Source organism: Pseudomonas sp. GT1P32 (assembly GCF_054897805.1).
Genome location: NZ_CM142704.1, coordinates 833,160 through 848,029 on the forward strand (window position 1 = coordinate 833,160; position 14,870 = coordinate 848,029).

Annotated in this window: 12 protein-coding genes and 1 pseudogene; 8 read left to right on the forward strand and 5 right to left on the reverse strand. The window is 58.6% G+C overall.

What is annotated here, in order from left to right; all coding sequences use genetic code 11:
* Positions 1-46 precede the first annotated feature (46 nt).
* Together ACYZUC_RS03920 and pqqA are read left to right on the forward strand one after the other, a co-directional pair.
* Positions 47-802, forward strand: a complete 756-nt coding sequence (locus ACYZUC_RS03920; RefSeq protein ID WP_461996815.1) for a methyl-accepting chemotaxis protein — start codon at positions 47-49, stop codon at positions 800-802.
* Positions 803-894: 92 nt separating this feature from the next.
* Entirely contained in the window at positions 895-966 is a 72-nt protein-coding gene (gene pqqA / locus ACYZUC_RS03925; RefSeq protein ID WP_461996816.1) for a pyrroloquinoline quinone precursor peptide PqqA, read from the forward strand.
* A 61-nt stretch (positions 967-1,027) separates the two neighbouring features.
* On the opposite strand, the gene ACYZUC_RS03930 is transcribed toward pqqA, so the two are convergent.
* The gene (locus ACYZUC_RS03930) at positions 1,028-1,702 is read right to left on the reverse strand and encodes an OmpW/AlkL family protein (RefSeq protein ID WP_461993725.1); all 675 of its coding nucleotides are present in this window, start codon (positions 1,700-1,702) and stop codon (positions 1,028-1,030) included.
* A gap of 54 nt (positions 1,703-1,756) precedes the next feature.
* The gene (locus ACYZUC_RS03935) at positions 1,757-3,562 is read right to left on the reverse strand and encodes a carboxylesterase/lipase family protein (protein ID WP_461993727.1); all 1,806 of its coding nucleotides are present in this window, start codon (positions 3,560-3,562) and stop codon (positions 1,757-1,759) included.
* Between the two features lie 135 nt (positions 3,563-3,697).
* Here ACYZUC_RS03935 and ACYZUC_RS03940 point away from each other — a divergent pair, with 135 nt between their 5' ends.
* Positions 3,698-4,714: an AraC family transcriptional regulator gene (locus ACYZUC_RS03940; protein WP_461993729.1), complete on the forward strand. Its 1,017-nt coding sequence runs from the start codon at positions 3,698-3,700 to the stop codon at positions 4,712-4,714.
* Between the two features lie 222 nt (positions 4,715-4,936).
* On the opposite strand, the gene ACYZUC_RS03945 is transcribed toward ACYZUC_RS03940, so the two are convergent.
* On the reverse strand, positions 4,937-5,278 hold the full coding sequence (locus ACYZUC_RS03945; protein ID WP_461993730.1) for a hypothetical protein: 342 nt from the start codon (positions 5,276-5,278) through the stop codon (positions 4,937-4,939).
* Between the two features lie 258 nt (positions 5,279-5,536).
* Between ACYZUC_RS03945 and ACYZUC_RS03950 the strand changes: the two are divergent.
* Positions 5,537-6,181, forward strand: a pseudogene (locus ACYZUC_RS03950) (carbohydrate porin).
* Between the two features lie 81 nt (positions 6,182-6,262).
* On the opposite strand, the gene ACYZUC_RS03955 reads toward ACYZUC_RS03950, so the two are convergent.
* Together ACYZUC_RS03955 and ACYZUC_RS03960 are read right to left on the reverse strand one after the other, a co-directional pair.
* Positions 6,263-6,955 carry a response regulator gene (locus ACYZUC_RS03955; RefSeq protein WP_461993732.1) on the reverse strand — a complete coding sequence of 231 codons (693 nt, stop codon included), beginning with the start codon at positions 6,953-6,955 and terminating at the stop codon, positions 6,263-6,265.
* The gene (locus tag ACYZUC_RS03960) at positions 6,930-10,325 is read right to left on the reverse strand and encodes an ATP-binding protein (protein ID WP_461993734.1); all 3,396 of its coding nucleotides are present in this window, start codon (positions 10,323-10,325) and stop codon (positions 6,930-6,932) included. The genes ACYZUC_RS03955 and ACYZUC_RS03960 overlap by 26 nt, the downstream gene beginning before the upstream one ends.
* Before the next feature lie 318 nt (positions 10,326-10,643).
* Here ACYZUC_RS03960 and urtA point away from each other — a divergent pair, with 318 nt between their 5' ends.
* From urtA to urtD, 4 genes are all read left to right on the forward strand, one after another.
* The gene (gene urtA / locus ACYZUC_RS03965) at positions 10,644-11,888 is read left to right on the forward strand and encodes an urea ABC transporter substrate-binding protein (protein WP_461993736.1); all 1,245 of its coding nucleotides are present in this window, start codon (positions 10,644-10,646) and stop codon (positions 11,886-11,888) included.
* Between the two features lie 104 nt (positions 11,889-11,992).
* Positions 11,993-12,910 (forward strand): urea ABC transporter permease subunit UrtB, encoded by a 918-nt coding sequence (urtB, locus tag ACYZUC_RS03970; protein ID WP_461993737.1) that lies wholly within the window; start codon positions 11,993-11,995, stop codon positions 12,908-12,910.
* Positions 12,911-12,920: 10 nt separating this feature from the next.
* On the forward strand, positions 12,921-14,108 hold the full coding sequence (gene urtC, locus ACYZUC_RS03975) for an urea ABC transporter permease subunit UrtC (protein ID WP_461993739.1): 1,188 nt from the start codon (positions 12,921-12,923) through the stop codon (positions 14,106-14,108).
* Complete coding sequence (gene urtD, locus ACYZUC_RS03980) at positions 14,105-14,863, forward strand: urea ABC transporter ATP-binding protein UrtD (RefSeq protein ID WP_003203582.1); 759 nt, start codon at positions 14,105-14,107, stop codon at positions 14,861-14,863. Before urtC ends, urtD begins: the two co-directional genes overlap by 4 nt.
* Positions 14,864-14,870 lie beyond the last annotated feature (7 nt).

The following is a 14,870-nucleotide window of genomic DNA, read 5'->3' on the forward strand; positions in this document are numbered from 1 at the left end:
CGCCTCCGCGCGTGTCCTGACGGCAGCTGATCGAACCCGAGATGGAATGCGTCAACAATTGCGGGAAATCGAGCAAGTTGCCACGGCCATCACCGAAATGTCGTCTTCATCACAAGAGATGGCTCTCAACACTCAGCGTGCCTCGGATGCTGCAACAACTGCGGACTCGGCTATCCAGTCGGGTATCAGCGTGGCGCAAGCCAGTGTCGAATCGGCCCGTCAGTTGGCCGACGAACTGACCGAGGCCCAAGCGTCCGTCGAACTGTTGTCAGGCTACAGCCGGGACATCGATACGATGCTGAGTTTGATCCGTGCGATTTCGCAGCAAACTAACCTGCTCGCGCTGAATGCAGCCATCGAGGCGGCGCGGGCCGGTGAACAGGGGCGAGGATTCGCGGTGGTCGCCGATGAGGTCAGGCAATTGGCACAAAAATCTCAGGTGGCCACCGAGCAGGTCAACCAGGTGACCGAGCGTTTACGGCAAGGGACCCAAGCGATTACGCAGGGCATGAGTCGTAGTCAGTCCAAGGGATTGGCAAGTGTGGCGCGGGCGGAGCAATCACGGGACACCCTGCTCTCAATTTCCCAAGAGGTTTCGATCATCCGTGCTATGAACACTCAAGTGGCGGGTGCTTCGGAGGAGCAGGGTGCTGTTGCCGAGGAACTCAGTCATAGGCTTACTCAAATAGCTCGGGTGTGTTCAGAAGTGGCTGCAGAAGCTGAGCGATCTTTTGCCGAAAGTCGTGATCTGGCAGCATTTGCTCATCACCAAGAGAGCTTGGTTGGGCAGTTTAAAACCTGAGTGTGCCTTGTCCGTTAAGGAGGTGTAATAAATCGATAACGATCTTAGAAGTGCCCAGTCCTAATAATTTTTTAAATCAGAGGGTGAAAGCTATGTGGGTCAAGCCTAGTTATATTGATTTGCGTATTGGCTTTGAAGTTACGATGTACTTTGCTAGTCGTTAATTTACATGTAGAGTTTGCAGCTAAATACCAGTCAGTCGCCTGACTGGTATTTTTTGCTGGTTTAAAATGCCAGTGAAATCCCTGTGTGGATAACCAGCGGGTCCATTCTAACATTCGCAGTAATCGGAGCATTGCCTGCCGCAGTCAATGTTCCCTGAGTGCTGGTGCGGATAAAGGTTTTTTTCACATCAAAGAAAAAAGAAAAGCTGTCTTGGATGGGCACTTCGAACCCGGCTTGTAAGGCCGACCCCCATCCATCCTTAATTTCCAGGTTATCTATGGCACCGTCTTTGCTGCTGAGTATCTTGAAGTAGACTGCTCCAGCGCCAATATAGGGCCTTATTGTACCTGGCCCATCGAACCAGCGTTGAACGGCAAAAACTGCAGGGGCGTATTGTACTTTACCCAACTCTCCCGCTGGTTTGACGGCGCCTTGGGCGTTGATATTGCTCGTCGGTGGTGTGCCGAAAGTAAACGAGGCAGACCAGGACGGTGCGAATCGATAGCCTAGTTCGAATATCGCTGCGGTGGCGCCTGAAATATTCACTTCAGCACCTGGGATTTCATGGCCGGCCATCTTTAATGTCAGCGACTCGTCGAACGAGACAAAACCCGGCCCCATATGCATCCACCACTTCGTTTCATCGGCATTCGCCTGACTATTTGCAACAAGGGAGCAAGCCAGCATACAAGCCCGGTACGCCGATGATAGCGAGAAGCACTTTTCAAAGTTCATAAGCAATCCACTGTTTTTTATTGTTGGGTGTTGTTTGCGGGAGGAACGAGAGGCTTATATTTCCAGATGAGGCCGGAAGTCAGCGGCAGTAGCGTGGCATTTCCATTGTTGGCAAAGTTCATCAAATTCGATTTGGCTACCCCAGTGTCTAAAGAGTGGCGACCAAAGAAAGAGGCGCGCATAAATCGCACAACGAAGGTAGGACTTAATCGAGGCAGTGTCCAAAAGTTGTTTTTTCAACGTGTCCATGCTCTCTCGGACCGTTATCATCCGAATACCACCGCCTTTGGTCGTGTCGAATACCATCGAGGCTGGGACTGGCTCCTGATTGTCGTGCTGACGCCAGACTGGGCCATTGCTGATAACAGGCGTGCCTTGCGCGGCGAAAGACGTCCAAGCATCGCCCATCGCCTGATAAAGCTCGTATCGACCTTTTTTATTTCTGAAAGAGTTGACGCCGAAAATATCAAATTCGCCGGAAAAATCCCGGAAAGCAAATGCCATCTCCATGGCATGGGCCGCACCTAAAAGCAGGTCCGGGCGGATGAAGGCGATGGCCGGGGCGTCATCCCAATCGAATCGATAGCTCCATATGTCACGGTGGCCACCCGCGACCATTGCATCAACTACGGCATCCACATGCGCTGCGCGCCATGCCCGCGAAAAGTAGTTCGTTGTTTCAAGATACGCCTTTCGATCTCGCAGGATCGGTATTTGGCCAAACAGTAATCGGCTGTGTTCAGGTTTGTCAGCCAGGAAGGTTCGGTATTCGTCACGGTTGCTGCCGATGATCAACGGCACTTTGTTCCAGTCGCCGCTGGAAAAGACCTCGCACAATGGCTGCTTGGGCAAGACGACCCCATCCCTGATATGGCGCGGCGCCATATAGATTCCGGCGGTGCCTGGCGTGAATACCGACAGTAATTCGCGGGGGGTTAGCGAGCGAAGAAACTCTACGGTCGTGGTCGGCGCGTCATTTGTAGTAGATGCTTCACCGAATTTCTCCAGCAGTTTGCGCGTGACCGCCATCGCCGAATGTCCCGTGGGGGTATAAGGCGATAGATGGGTACTCACGGCCTCTTCGACAGATACGGTTTCAGTAACCGGCGATTGTGCGATCGCCTTGTGGAAGAGCCCAGCGGCCAGCGGACTGGCCAGCAATGCCAAGACGTTCTGTGCGCCGGCGGACTCGCCAAAAATCGTCACGTTTTCTGGGTTTCCTCCAAAGGCACCAATATTGGAGCGTATCCACCTCAGCGCCGCGATCAGGTCGAGCGTGGCGAAATTGCCCGAGCGTTCTTCGTCAGTGGCACTGTCTGCTTCATGCAACGCAGGATGACAAAACCAGCCTAGAACCCCTAAACGATGACTTATAGAAACCACAATCAGGTCGTCGTGCTCGGCGTAATTTTTTAACACGTCGTAGGAGGATGGAGTGCCCACTGCATTACCGCCGCCGTGAAGCCACACCATTACCGGCCGTTGATGGGCCGTTTGGGGAACCTGATCGATACTCCAGGCGGGGGCGAAGATATTCAGGGTCAGGCAATCTTCATCACCGATAACCTGACCGTAGTGTTTTTTATTGACGGGTGCGAGCAGTCCGGCATATTGCGGGGCGAGTTTGCCATACTGCAGCGCTTCGAGTGTTTCGCTCCAAGGCTGCAGCGGCTGGGGAGCGCGCCAGCGAAGGGGCCCCACAGGCGGTTGTGCATAACGGATGCCCTTCCAGGCATGCACAGCGGGGCCCAGCATTGAGCCGACAACAGGCCCTGCGCAAGGAAGTCTCAAGGAGCGTGGATCAGCGGTTCTGGGTATCATGCTGCAAGCCTTTGTTATTTTTTGGGATTGCGGTTGCATGAGGAGTTTCCGATGCAAAACCGGCGCGCTCAATCGGAATGGCGCAAGCGCCTACGGTTATACGCAACCTTGTAAGAGGGAATATCTTGAGGGCTATGAACGGCGTGCAATGATTCACTTTGTGGAGACCACGTGATGTCTGTAACCCGATGGGCGAGCAGTCTTTTCGCTGGCGTTGATTTCGCCAGCGGACGTCTTTTCGATACGAGTGACTACGAACAGGCGCGTTACCTAACAGGGCAAGCTTTCAGTCCGCACGAGTTAAGGGTGCTCGACAAAAGTGCACATTTGCGGGCTATTCTGGAGCAGGTCAGTATCGGCCATCTGACGCTCAGCCGACTGAATTGGCAGGCGCCTGTTCAAGTGGATCCGGGTTATCTCGACGACTATTATTTACTGTGCATACCGACTCATGGCAGCGCCGAGTTTCGCCATGGTGATGCACTTATTTCTCTCAAACCGGGTGATATTGGCGTAGTGGGAGGGGCACAGCGGTTCCACTTCTCCACTACAGCGGGCTACGATCAGGTGGTGCTTCAATTTCAACGAGGCATGCTTGAGAGCAACTGGGGCTCGCTGACTGGCGAGCATTCGGACCAATCCCTGGTCTTCGCCGGGCTGATTCCTGCTGGCAGTCAGGCGTGGCGTGCCCTGGCTCCAGTGCTTGCGTCGGTGGTGCAGTGCGTCAACGGTGGCTATGACTTACGGACAACACCGAATATGCCGCAGCGTTTGTGTGAAATGCTGATGTTGGCATTGCTGATCAACCAGCCTCACTCTCACATCGTTCAATCCGTCCATCGAGGTAGAGCAGGCAACTCTCGCGACCTGAAGAAAGTCCAGGCCATCCTATCCGCCCATATCGAGGAACCGCTCAATATTGCGCAACTCTGCGTCGCCGTTGGCGTACCGGCGCGCACCATTCAATCTTGGTTCCAGAAAGAACTGGGCATGGGACCGATGCAATGGCTCAGAGAGCAGCGTTTCTTTGCGATACGTGAAGCCTTGCTTGGAGGGGTGCGTCCGGAAGAAAAAGTCACGGACCTGGCCTTCCGGTTTCAATTTAATCACCTGGGTGAATTTTCCAGCGGCTATCGCAAGATGTTCGGCGAGAGCCCCAGCGAAACGCGGCGCAGGCAAGCCTCGGACTGAGCGAGGCGTGTCGCGCTCCTGTTCGAATAGGGGGGATTATTTTTGCACCCACTGCACGCTATCAAACCCAAAGTCGGGGCTTAGAAAGACTATGCCCGCTTTACCGGATGCAACCTCGATCTCCAGTGAGTGCTCGGATGCAAAGCGGTAGCGGGAATACTGACTTCGAACACTGTGTTGTTGCAACCCGGCCTTGTCATAGGTCACCGTGGCAGTCGGTTTCTATTGGCAGAAGCCGTTAGCGCCGTTCATCGCCCATTGCCCACCGCCGTGTGGGCAGGCATTGGCCATGCAACCGGCTTCCGTGATTTGGGCGTTGCCATTTGAAACAATCGAGCCACGAAAGCCGAAGGTATGGTCCAGAGCAATGGCACGCGGCGTGTCATCCGTGCAATTACCCTTTTTGTCATACGCCGCACATAGTGCTTTTTTCAGTTCATCCAGCGTGGCTGGATGCACAACACCAGCGTCGTCCCCACCGGTCACCGTCCTGGCGAAACTGTCGGGATGGTCTGCGGCCTGAGAAACCTGCGGTATCAGCAAAAAAGCATAGAGAGCGGGCACTGACAAGGTACCGCACAAGAGGAATGCTGGTATCCATCCGGCCAACACACCTTCCTGACCCCGGTGCGAAAGGCGATGGTGTCCACCTCAATTTTGAAGTGGGCCCCATGTCTCGGCTTTGCGGGGCTGGGTAGATGACTTGGCCGGACGGATAAGCTGCCGGGATACACTAGCTTGGGTGGCGGCTTTCGGCCCAGTGTGTGAAAAAACGCCTCCGCGAACCCTGACTATCATTTCTCTGAAGAGTTAATTGCAAGGATCGCCCACGGCTTCAAACTGAACATGAGTGGTAAAGGTCTGATCATGCCGGTGGAGTTGCTTTGGGCCCCGACCTTGAACTCGCTCCCAGGCGAATATCGGGTCGGCGCCTATTTCAGTAAGGCCGATGCCAACGAAGTAGAAAACCGAGAAGAGCCCGGTGATATCGGCATCGAACCGGTTTCACGCGATAGCAAATACGGTTACTAGTTGGTTGCCCAACAGCAGGTCACCGCTCATGATGGTGATCCCCTGCGCGGTTTGTCGCTGTTCGCAAACGTAACGGTGCAGGACAAGGAAACCAGCCAGGCCGGGCACTTTATTCAGGCCGGGCTCACCTATAAAGGCTTGTTCGATGCCCGTCCCCAAGACGACGTCGGGTTTGGCGTGGCGCGCGTCAGTACCAACTCGCGTTATCGCAACAATCAGAAAGCGGTCAACCAGGCCAACGGCCAAACGGACTATGACAATCCCGCCTATCAGCCTGTGCAGGGCTACGAGTTTGACGCTGAGTTGTATTAAGGCATGCACGTAACCAAATGGTTGGTCATCCGACCTAACATCCAGTACGTGCGCAATCCGGGTGGTGTCAGCGACGTCGACAATGCCTGGGTGGCTGGGGTGAAAATCCAGAGCAGTTTCTAACGTTCCTGCTTCATCCACCAGGTTCTGTCATGGACGAAACGGCCCTAGTGCTCATCCAACAATACATCTGGTTATCGTGGCTTACCTTGAAGCACTGTTGCGAGAATCGGTCATGGCCGACAAGGCCACGGAGGTCGCTGCTGTGCGCGTTTCTACACCTAACTTCACATACACATGTTCCAGATGTTTGTTCACAGTGCGCGGACTCAGATCAAGAATGGTGCCGATGTCGCGGTTGGTCTTGCCGCAGGCCACCCAGCGCAGCACTTCGACTTCACGACCAGTGAGCTGGAAGCGTGCCGACAGTACCTTGTGCGCTGGCTCGTCGTCCAGGCTCGGAGCGGTTGGTTGTGACGCAGCGCGGGCCGACAGCAGGATGCGCGAGGTGCGCAGGTGCGCGGCGACCCGGGCCAGCACTTCGTCGGTCTGGATCGGCTTGGTCACGTAGTCGCTGCCACCCACTTCAAAGCCCTGGACCACATGCCTGCTTTCCGTCAGCGCGGTCATGAACAGCACCGGAATATCGGCGGTGGCCGGTTGCGTCTTGATCCGCCGGCAGGTCTCGAAGCCGTCCAGGCCTGGCATCATCGCATCTAGCAGGATCAGGTCCGGACGCCTGCGTTCTATGCGGTTCAGGGCGCTGAGCCCGTCGAGGGCCACCAGCACCATGTAGCCGGCATCGTTGAGGGCGTCGGAAAGCATGGCGAGGTTGTCCGGGGCGTCGTCCACAATCAGCACGACACCGGGTTCAGCGACTGTGGTCAGTGCATTCATCTTCTGCCTCCTTGAGGGCGCGATTGATTTCGTCCAAGCGAAAATTTTTCAGCTGCTTGCGTAGCGAACTGATGAACGGGGCGGTGGCTGGCGTCTCGGCCTGAATGGCGTCGAGTTTTTCGTGCAGGCCACGTACATAGCCGATGGCGCTGAGTTCGCCGAGGGCGATGAGATCAGGGCGTGAGGGCAATATCCCTGGTTCGGGGAGTGTCGCAGGGACCGGTTTTTCGCGGCGTAACCATTGCAGGTCGAGCTGCTTCTGGATCCTTTCCAGCAGCTCCGGGGTGCGTACCGGCTTGGCCAGGTAGTCGTTGCAAGCACTTGCCAGGCTGCGCTCGCGCTCGTCGTTGAAGGCATTGGCCGAGATCACGATGATCGGTGCCGTGGACAACGCATTGCGGCGGATTAGCCGGCTGGTTTCCCAGCCATCCATGGTCGGCATCGACAGGTCCATGAGGATCAGGTCCGGCCCCAGCAGGGCGACCTGGCGAATCGCTTCCTGGCCGTTGCTGGCCTGGACCACTTCAAAGCCCAGGGGCTTGAGCATGCCGCTGATGACCTTGCGATGGTCCACATGGTCATCCACCACCAGCACCAGACGCCGCGGCCCCTGGTAACCGATGATGTCGTGTTCGACATGGATCACCGCTTGCGGCACCCGTACTTGCGAGAGAAACAGCCGCACCTGAAAACAGGTGCCCTTGTCCTGCTGACTCTTGACCTGCAACTCGCCGCCCATCAGCGAGGTGAGCATGCGGGTAATGGTCAGGCCCAGGCCAACGCCCTTGTCCTGGCGCATCAGATCACCGCGTTCGAAAGGCTGGAAGATTCGCTCGATGTGCTCGGGGTCGATGCCGATACCCGTGTCGATGATGTCGAAGGTTGCCGTCTCGCGCATGTAACTGACCTGCAGGCAGACCTCGCCGCTGTCGGTGAAGTTGACCGCATTGCCCAACAGGTTGATTAGGATCTGCCGGACGCGCTTTTCGTCGCCGCGCACCACCGCCGGCATCTTGCCGACCAACTCCAGGCGAAAGCGCAGTCCTTTGTCGCGAGCTTGTGGGGTGAACATCAGCTCCAGATCGTGGATCAGTTCCGGGAAGGGGATTTCCGTCGGCTCCAGGCGCAGTTTGCCGGCCTCGATCTTGGCCACGTCGAGCAGGCCGTCGATCAGCGACAGCAGGTGCGAGCCGCTGCGCAGGATGGTCGCCAAGGCATCCTGATGCTGCTCCGGCATGGCCGCGTCGCGCTGCAGGATTTGGGTAAAACCGAGGATGCTGTTCAACGGCGTACGCAGTTCGTGGGACAGTCCGGTGACGTAGCGACTCTTGGCCGCGTTGGCCGCCTCGGAAGCCTCCTTGGCATCTTGCAGGGCCTGGTCGGTCAAGCGGTGGGCTTCGATTTCCTGCATCAGCAGCAGGGTCTGGCGGTCCGATTCTTCCTGGGCCACGCGGCGGCTTTCCCGCGTCAGGACCACCCACCATGCGAGGATGGCGGCCAGTACCGAAAGCGTCAGGAAGGCTTTGAAAAACGCCTGGTACAGCGTCGCCTGGGCTTGCGGCGAGTGGGGAAGCCCCTGAGAGGCCTGGCCGTAGATCAGCGCCAGAGCGCCGCTGAGCATCAGGATCAGCACGAGCAGCAGGCCCAGGTAATGCACTAACCGGGTGTGCAGGCGTGGCACCGTGGCATTGGGCAGCAACCAGTGCAACAGCGCTTCGAACTGCGCCGACAGACGCCCGTGGGGTTTGCAGCGATCGCCGCAACGCGCGTCCAGCGAACAGCAAAGTGAGCAGATGGGCGTGCTGTAGGCCGGACAGAAAGCCATGTCGGCGGTTTCGAACGGGTTGCTGCACAGGCCGCAGGTGATCTGCGTGCTCGGCGCCACCGGTTGCAGCAGTAGCGGATCGCTGGTGCGGGCGATGTAATAGCGGCTGCGGGTGGCCCAGGCCAGCAGCGGGGTCATGACCAGCGAGGTGCCGAGGGCGACGAAGGGCGGAGCGGCCTGGGCCAGCGCACCAAATAGACCGAAGTGGGCGAGGACCGACAGCAGCGAGGCAATCAGCATGGAGCCGACGCCCACCGGGTTGATGTCGTAGAGGTGAGCGCGCTTGAACTCGATGTGTTTCGGTGACAACCCCAGGGGTTTGTTGATCACCAGGTCGGCGACCACCGAGCCGATCCAGGCGATGGCGATGTTGGCGTAGAGACCGAGCACCTGGTCGATGACGTCGAATACCCCCAGCTCCATCAGCATCAGGGCAATGGCCACATTGAACACCAGCCAAACCACGCGGCCGGGGTGACTGTGGGTGACCCGGGCGAAAAAGTTCGACCAAGCCAGGGAGCCGGCGTAGGCGTTGGTCAGGTTGATCTTCATCTGCGAGACGAAGACGAACAGCACCATGGCCGCCAGGGCCCATTCCGGCGAGGCGAACACATAACCGAAGGCCACCAGGTACATCTGGGTCGGTTCCGTAGCGCGCTCGATGGGGATCTCGTGTTGCAGGGCGAGAAACGCCAGGAAAGCGCCAGCGAACATTTTCAGGGCGCCGGGCAGGATCCAACCGGGGCCGGCGCAGAGCAGGGCGGCCCACCAGCGCTTGCGGTTGGCCGCGGTTTTTTCCGGCAGGAAGCGCAGGTAGTCGACCTGTTCGCCGATCTGCGTCACCAGGGACAGGGCCACGGTACAGGCCGCGCAAAACGCCAGCAGATTGAAGTCGCCGCCGCCGGCATCACGGCCCTGGAAGCTGGTCCAGTCGCTGAAGGCCTCGGGGTTTTTCAGCAGCACAAACAGATAGGGCAGCACCAGCAGCACCAGCCACAACGGCTGGGTCCAGAGTTGCAGGCGGCTGATCAGGGTCACCCCATAGGCCACCAGGGGGATCACCAGCAGAGAGCAGATCACATAGGCAAAGGCCAATGGGATATGGAAGTACAGCTCCAGGGCCAAGGCCATGATCGCTGCTTCCAGGGCGAAGAACAGAAAGGTGAAGCTGGCGTAGATCAGCGAGGTGATGGTCGAGCCGATGTAGCCGAAGCCGGCACCGCGGGTCAACAGGTCCATATCGACGCCGTAGCGGGCTGCGTAGTAGCTGACGGGCAGGCCGGTGAGGAAGATGACCAGGCTCACGGCGAGGATCGCCCAGAAGGTGTTGGTGAAGCCGTAGCTCAGGGCCAGCACCCCGCCAATCGCCTCCAGGGCCAGGAACGACACCGCGCCCAGGGCGGTGTTGGCGATGCGCAGTTCCGACCACTTGCGAAAGGACTTCGGGGTAAAGCGCAGGGCGTAGTCCTCCATGGTCTCGTCGGCGACCCAGCTGTTGTAGTCGCGACGGATCTTGGCGATGCGCTGGGTGCCGGGTGGAAGCACGATGAAAGACTCCTGGGGTCAAGGCGCTCCATGCCTGGCGGGTGTACCAGTGGCGGATAACCGAGCAATTTTCATGCCCCGCGCCGCGCCGCCTTACTGCGCTAGCTGTTGCCTGCGCGCGCTCGCACAGTGCCAGTCAGGCGGGGCCTGGAGCGACAGCCTGCGCCGCCTTGGTGCATTTTTCCCTACGTCAAATGACGTATGGGCTTACGTCAGGCTGCGTATACCCCTCGTGGATACGCGCCGCCATGCTGATGCCACCACCGTTGCCGGCCGCCCCAAGGCGTACCGCCAGCGTCACCGCAGAGGAGTAGCAGCATGGAACCACGATTGATCCGGACTAAAGGCCTGTTGCCGCGCCGCCTGGCGCTGGGGGCGGCGGCCCTGTCGTTACTGGCTGCCAGTGTGTTCAGCCAGGGTGTATGGGCGGACGAGGCCAATAGCACCGGCCTGGCGGTGACCGCCACTGAAGTCACGGTCGGCCAGTTGCACTCTGCCACCGGCACCATGGCGATTTCCGAGACCGGCTCGATCCAGGCTGAACGCCTGGCCATCGAGCAGATCAACGCTTCAGGCGGCATCCTCGGGCGGCAGATCAAGGTCATTCAGGAAGACGGCGCCTCCGACTGGCCGACCTTCGCCGAGAAGGCCAAGAAGCTCCTGGTCAACGACAAGGTGGCCACGGTGTTTGGCTGCTGGACCTCGGCCTCGCGCAAGGCCGTGCTACCGATTTTCGAGAAGGAAAATGGCCTGCTCTACTACCCGACTTTCTATGAAGGGCTGGAGCAGTCGAAGAACGTGATCTACACCGGCCAGGAAGCCACCCAGCAAATTCTCGCCAGCCTCGACTGGATCGCCAAGACCAAGGGCGCCAAGACCTTCTACCTGGTGGGTTCGGATTACATCTGGCCACGCACCTCGATGAAGATCGCGCGCAAGCACATTGAAAACGTGCTGCACGGCACCGTGGTCGGCGAAGACTACTACCCCTTGGGCAACACCCAGTTCGGTTCGCTGATCAACAAGGTCAAGCTGAAGAAACCTGACGTGGTGTTTGCCGCAGTGGTGGGTGGCTCCAACGTGGCCTTCTACAAGCAACTCAATGCGGCGGGAGTCAATTCGGCCAAGCAGACGTTGCTCACCCTGTCGGTGACCGAAGACGAACTGCTGGGCATCGGCGGCGAGAACATGGCCGGCTTCTACGCCTCGATGAAGTACTTCCAGAGCCTGAATAACCCCAACAACAAAGCCTTCGTCGACGCCTTTAAGGCCAAGTACGGCAAGGATTCGGTGATCGGCGACGTGACCCAGGCCGCCTATCTGGGCCCATGGCTGTGGAAGGCTGCGGTGGAAAAAGCCGGCAGCTTCGATGTCGACAAAGTGGTTGCAGCCTCGCCGGGCATCGAGCTGAAAACCGCACCTGAAGGCTACGTAAAAGTGCATGAAAACCATCACCTGTGGAGCAAGACCCGCATCGGTGAAGTGCTGCCCGATGGCCAGTTCAAAGTGGTCTACGAGTCTGATCTGATCGAGCCGAATCCGTTCCCCAAGGGTTACCAGTAACCCTCGGCCCAGCCCCGGCAAGCCGCCCCCTGTAGGAGCCGGCTTGCTGACGATGGGTCCGCAGCGGTTTTCCACATCCTCCCTCCAAGCAGGAGTCCATCATCATGGAATGGCTATCGGAATTTGGTGCCATCGCGGCGATGCAGGGGTTCAACGGCTTGTCCGTGTTCTGCGTGCTGCTGTTGATGGCATTGGGGCTGGCGATCATTTTCGGCCAGATGGGGGTCATTAACATGGCCCACGGCGAGTTCCTCACGATCGGCGCCTATACCACCTATGTCTGTTCAAGCCTGACGAGCCATTTCGCCCCGTGGTTTCAACCCTATTATTTTTTCATAGCCATCGCTCTGTCGTTTCTGGTGGCCGGAGCCATTGGCTGGTTGGTGGAGTGGGCGATGATCAGTCGGCTCTATAAGCGGCCGCTGGACACGCTGCTGGCGACCTGGGGTCTGTCCCTGGTGATGCAGCAGACCTTCCGCTCGGTGTTCGGCGCCCGTGAAGTCAGCGCTACGCCGCCGGAGTGGCTGATGGGCTCGTTCAGCTTCACCGAGTCCATTGAGATCCCGCGCAATGGCCTGTTCATGATGGCCCTGACTCTGCTGCTCACCGGGGCCATTTTTGTCCTGCTTTACCGCTCGCGCTGGGGCCTGCAAGTGCGAGCCACGGTGCAGAACCGGTTGATGAGCCGCGCCGTGGGGATTAATACGCGCAAGGTCGACCGCATGACCTTTGCCCTCGGTTGCGGTGTCGCGGGAGTGGCCGGCGCGGCCTTTACCACCATCGGCTCCACCGGGCCCACCGCCGGTTCGCAGTACATCGTCGACACCTTCCTGGTGGTGGTCTTCGGCGGCGCACAAAGCCTGTTCGGCACCATTGCTTCGGCGTTCGTCATTGCCCAGACCCAATCGATCTCGGAGTTTTTCCTCAGTGGCTCGATGGCCAAGGTGCTGACCCTGTCCGGGGTGATCCTAATCCTGATGTTGCGCCCTCAAGGGTTGTTCTCCATCAAAGTGCGCAAGTAGAGGCGAGCCGATGAAGCTTTTAGACAAGATGCTGTGGGGTAAGCAGAACCTGTTGGGCGTGGCCCTGTTGGCGCTGCTGATTTTCGTGGTCTTCCCGCTGACCCTGGATGCCTTTCGCCTGAACATGGTGGGCAAGTACCTGACCTATGCCTTCGTCGCTGTCGGCCTGGTGTTGTGTTGGGGTTATGGCGGCATTCTCAGCCTCGGGCAAGGGGTGTTTTTCGGCGTCGGCGGCTACTGCATGGCGATGTTTCTCAAGCTCGAAGCCTCCGACCCGCAGAGCACCAAAATCCAGTCGACGCCGGGCATTCCGGATTTCATGGATTGGAACCAGATCACCGAACTGCCCTGGCTCTGGGTACCGTTCCACAGTTTCAGCTTCACCCTGTTGGCGGTGATCCTGGTGCCGGTAGTGCTGGCCTTCATCATCGGCATGGCGCTGTTCAAGCGGCGGGTGGGGGATGTGTATTTCTCCATCGTCAGCCAGGCCATCGCGCTGATTCTCACGGTGCTGATCGTCGGCCAGCAGGGCCTGACCGGCGGGGTCAACGGCATCACCGATCTCAAGACTCTACTCGGCTGGGACCTGCGCAGCGACAGCGCCAAGTTGCTTCTGTACTTCATTAACGCGGCTTTGCTGTTCGGCTGCATCTTCATCGGCCGCTTCGTCCTCGCGTCGAAGCTCGGGCGGCTGCTGATGGCGATGCGCGACAAAGAGGAGCGGGTGCGCTTCTCCGGTTATGACGTGGCCAGTTTCAAGATTTTTGTGTTCTGCATCGCCGCTGCCTTCTCGGCCATTGGCGGCGCCATGTTCGCCTTGCAGGTGGGCTTCATGTCGCCTTCGTTCGTCGGCATCGTGCCGTCCATCGAGATGGTGATCTTTGCCGCTGTCGGCGGGCGCATGTCGCTGCTCGGCGCGGTGTATGGGGCCTTGCTGGTGAACTATGGCAAGACCTATTTCTCCGAGTCCTTCCCCGAGCTGTGGCTGTACCTGATGGGCGGGCTGTTCATTGCGGTGGTCATGTACTTTCCCAATGGCTTGGCCGGACTCTGGGACAGCCATGGCCGCCAGACCCTTGGCCGATTATTGCGGCGTACCCCGCAGCAAGCTGCCGTTGCCGCGCCCCTGCCGGAAACGCCGCGCACTGCGCCGCCGACCCCGGCTCCTGAACGTCCTTCGCTGGAGACGCAGCCATGACCGCCGTGGGTTTTCAAATGAACAAGCCGGTGCTGGTTATCGAGGGGCTGACGGTGTCCTTCGACGGTTTTAAGGCCGTGGACAACCTCAACCTGTACATCGACCGCAATGAAGTGCGGGTGGTGATCGGGCCGAACGGCGCAGGCAAGACCACGGTGCTCGACCTGATCTGCGGCAAGACCCGCGCCACCAGCGGCAGCATCCAGTTCGATGGAAAGGAACTGACCAAGATGCGCGAGTACAACATCGTCCGTGCCGGCGTCGGGCGCAAATTCCAGAATCCGTCGATCTACGAAAACCTCACGGTGTTCGAGAACCTGGAGATGTCCTACCCGGCGGGGCGCAAGGTGTTTGGCGCGTTGTTCTTCAAACGCAGTGCCGCAGTGATTGCTCGGGTTGAAGAAGTGGCGCGGGAGATCTTTCTCGGCGAACTGCTGCAGCAGCAGGCCGACCTGCTGTCCCACGGCCAGAAGCAGTGGTTGGAGATCGGCATGCTGCTGATGCAGAACCCTGACCTGTTGATGCTCGATGAACCGGTCGCAGGGATGAGCGTCAACGAGCGCGTACAGACTGCGGAACTGCTCAAGCGCATCAGCCAGGGACGCTCGGTGCTGGTGATCGAACACGACATGGAGTTCGTCAAGAGCATCGCCCATAAGGTCACGGTGCTCCACCAGGGCAAGGTCCTGGCCGAGGGCAGCATGGAGTCGGTGCAGAACAACCCGAAAGTCATCGAAGTCTATTTAGGCCATTGAGGAAGCA

Bases quoted from the DNA above. Each gene is read 5' to 3' on its own strand.
- ACYZUC_RS03920 (WP_461996815.1), top strand. From the start codon at position 47: ATGCGTCAACAATTGCGGGAAATCGAGCAAGTTGCCACGGCCATCACC.
- ACYZUC_RS03930 (WP_461993725.1), bottom strand. From the start codon at position 1,702: ATGAACTTTGAAAAGTGCTTCTCGCTATCATCGGCGTACCGGGCTTGT.
- ACYZUC_RS03935 (WP_461993727.1), bottom strand. From the start codon at position 3,562: ATGCAACCGCAATCCCAAAAAATAACAAAGGCTTGCAGCATGATACCC.
- ACYZUC_RS03940 (WP_461993729.1), top strand. From the start codon at position 3,698: ATGTCTGTAACCCGATGGGCGAGCAGTCTTTTCGCTGGCGTTGATTTC.
- ACYZUC_RS03955 (WP_461993732.1), bottom strand. From the start codon at position 6,955: ATGAATGCACTGACCACAGTCGCTGAACCCGGTGTCGTGCTGATTGTG.
- urtA (WP_461993736.1), top strand. From the start codon at position 10,644: ATGGAACCACGATTGATCCGGACTAAAGGCCTGTTGCCGCGCCGCCTG.
- urtB (WP_461993737.1), top strand. From the start codon at position 11,993: ATGGAATGGCTATCGGAATTTGGTGCCATCGCGGCGATGCAGGGGTTC.
- urtC (WP_461993739.1), top strand. From the start codon at position 12,921: ATGAAGCTTTTAGACAAGATGCTGTGGGGTAAGCAGAACCTGTTGGGC.
- urtD (WP_003203582.1), top strand. From the start codon at position 14,105: ATGACCGCCGTGGGTTTTCAAATGAACAAGCCGGTGCTGGTTATCGAG.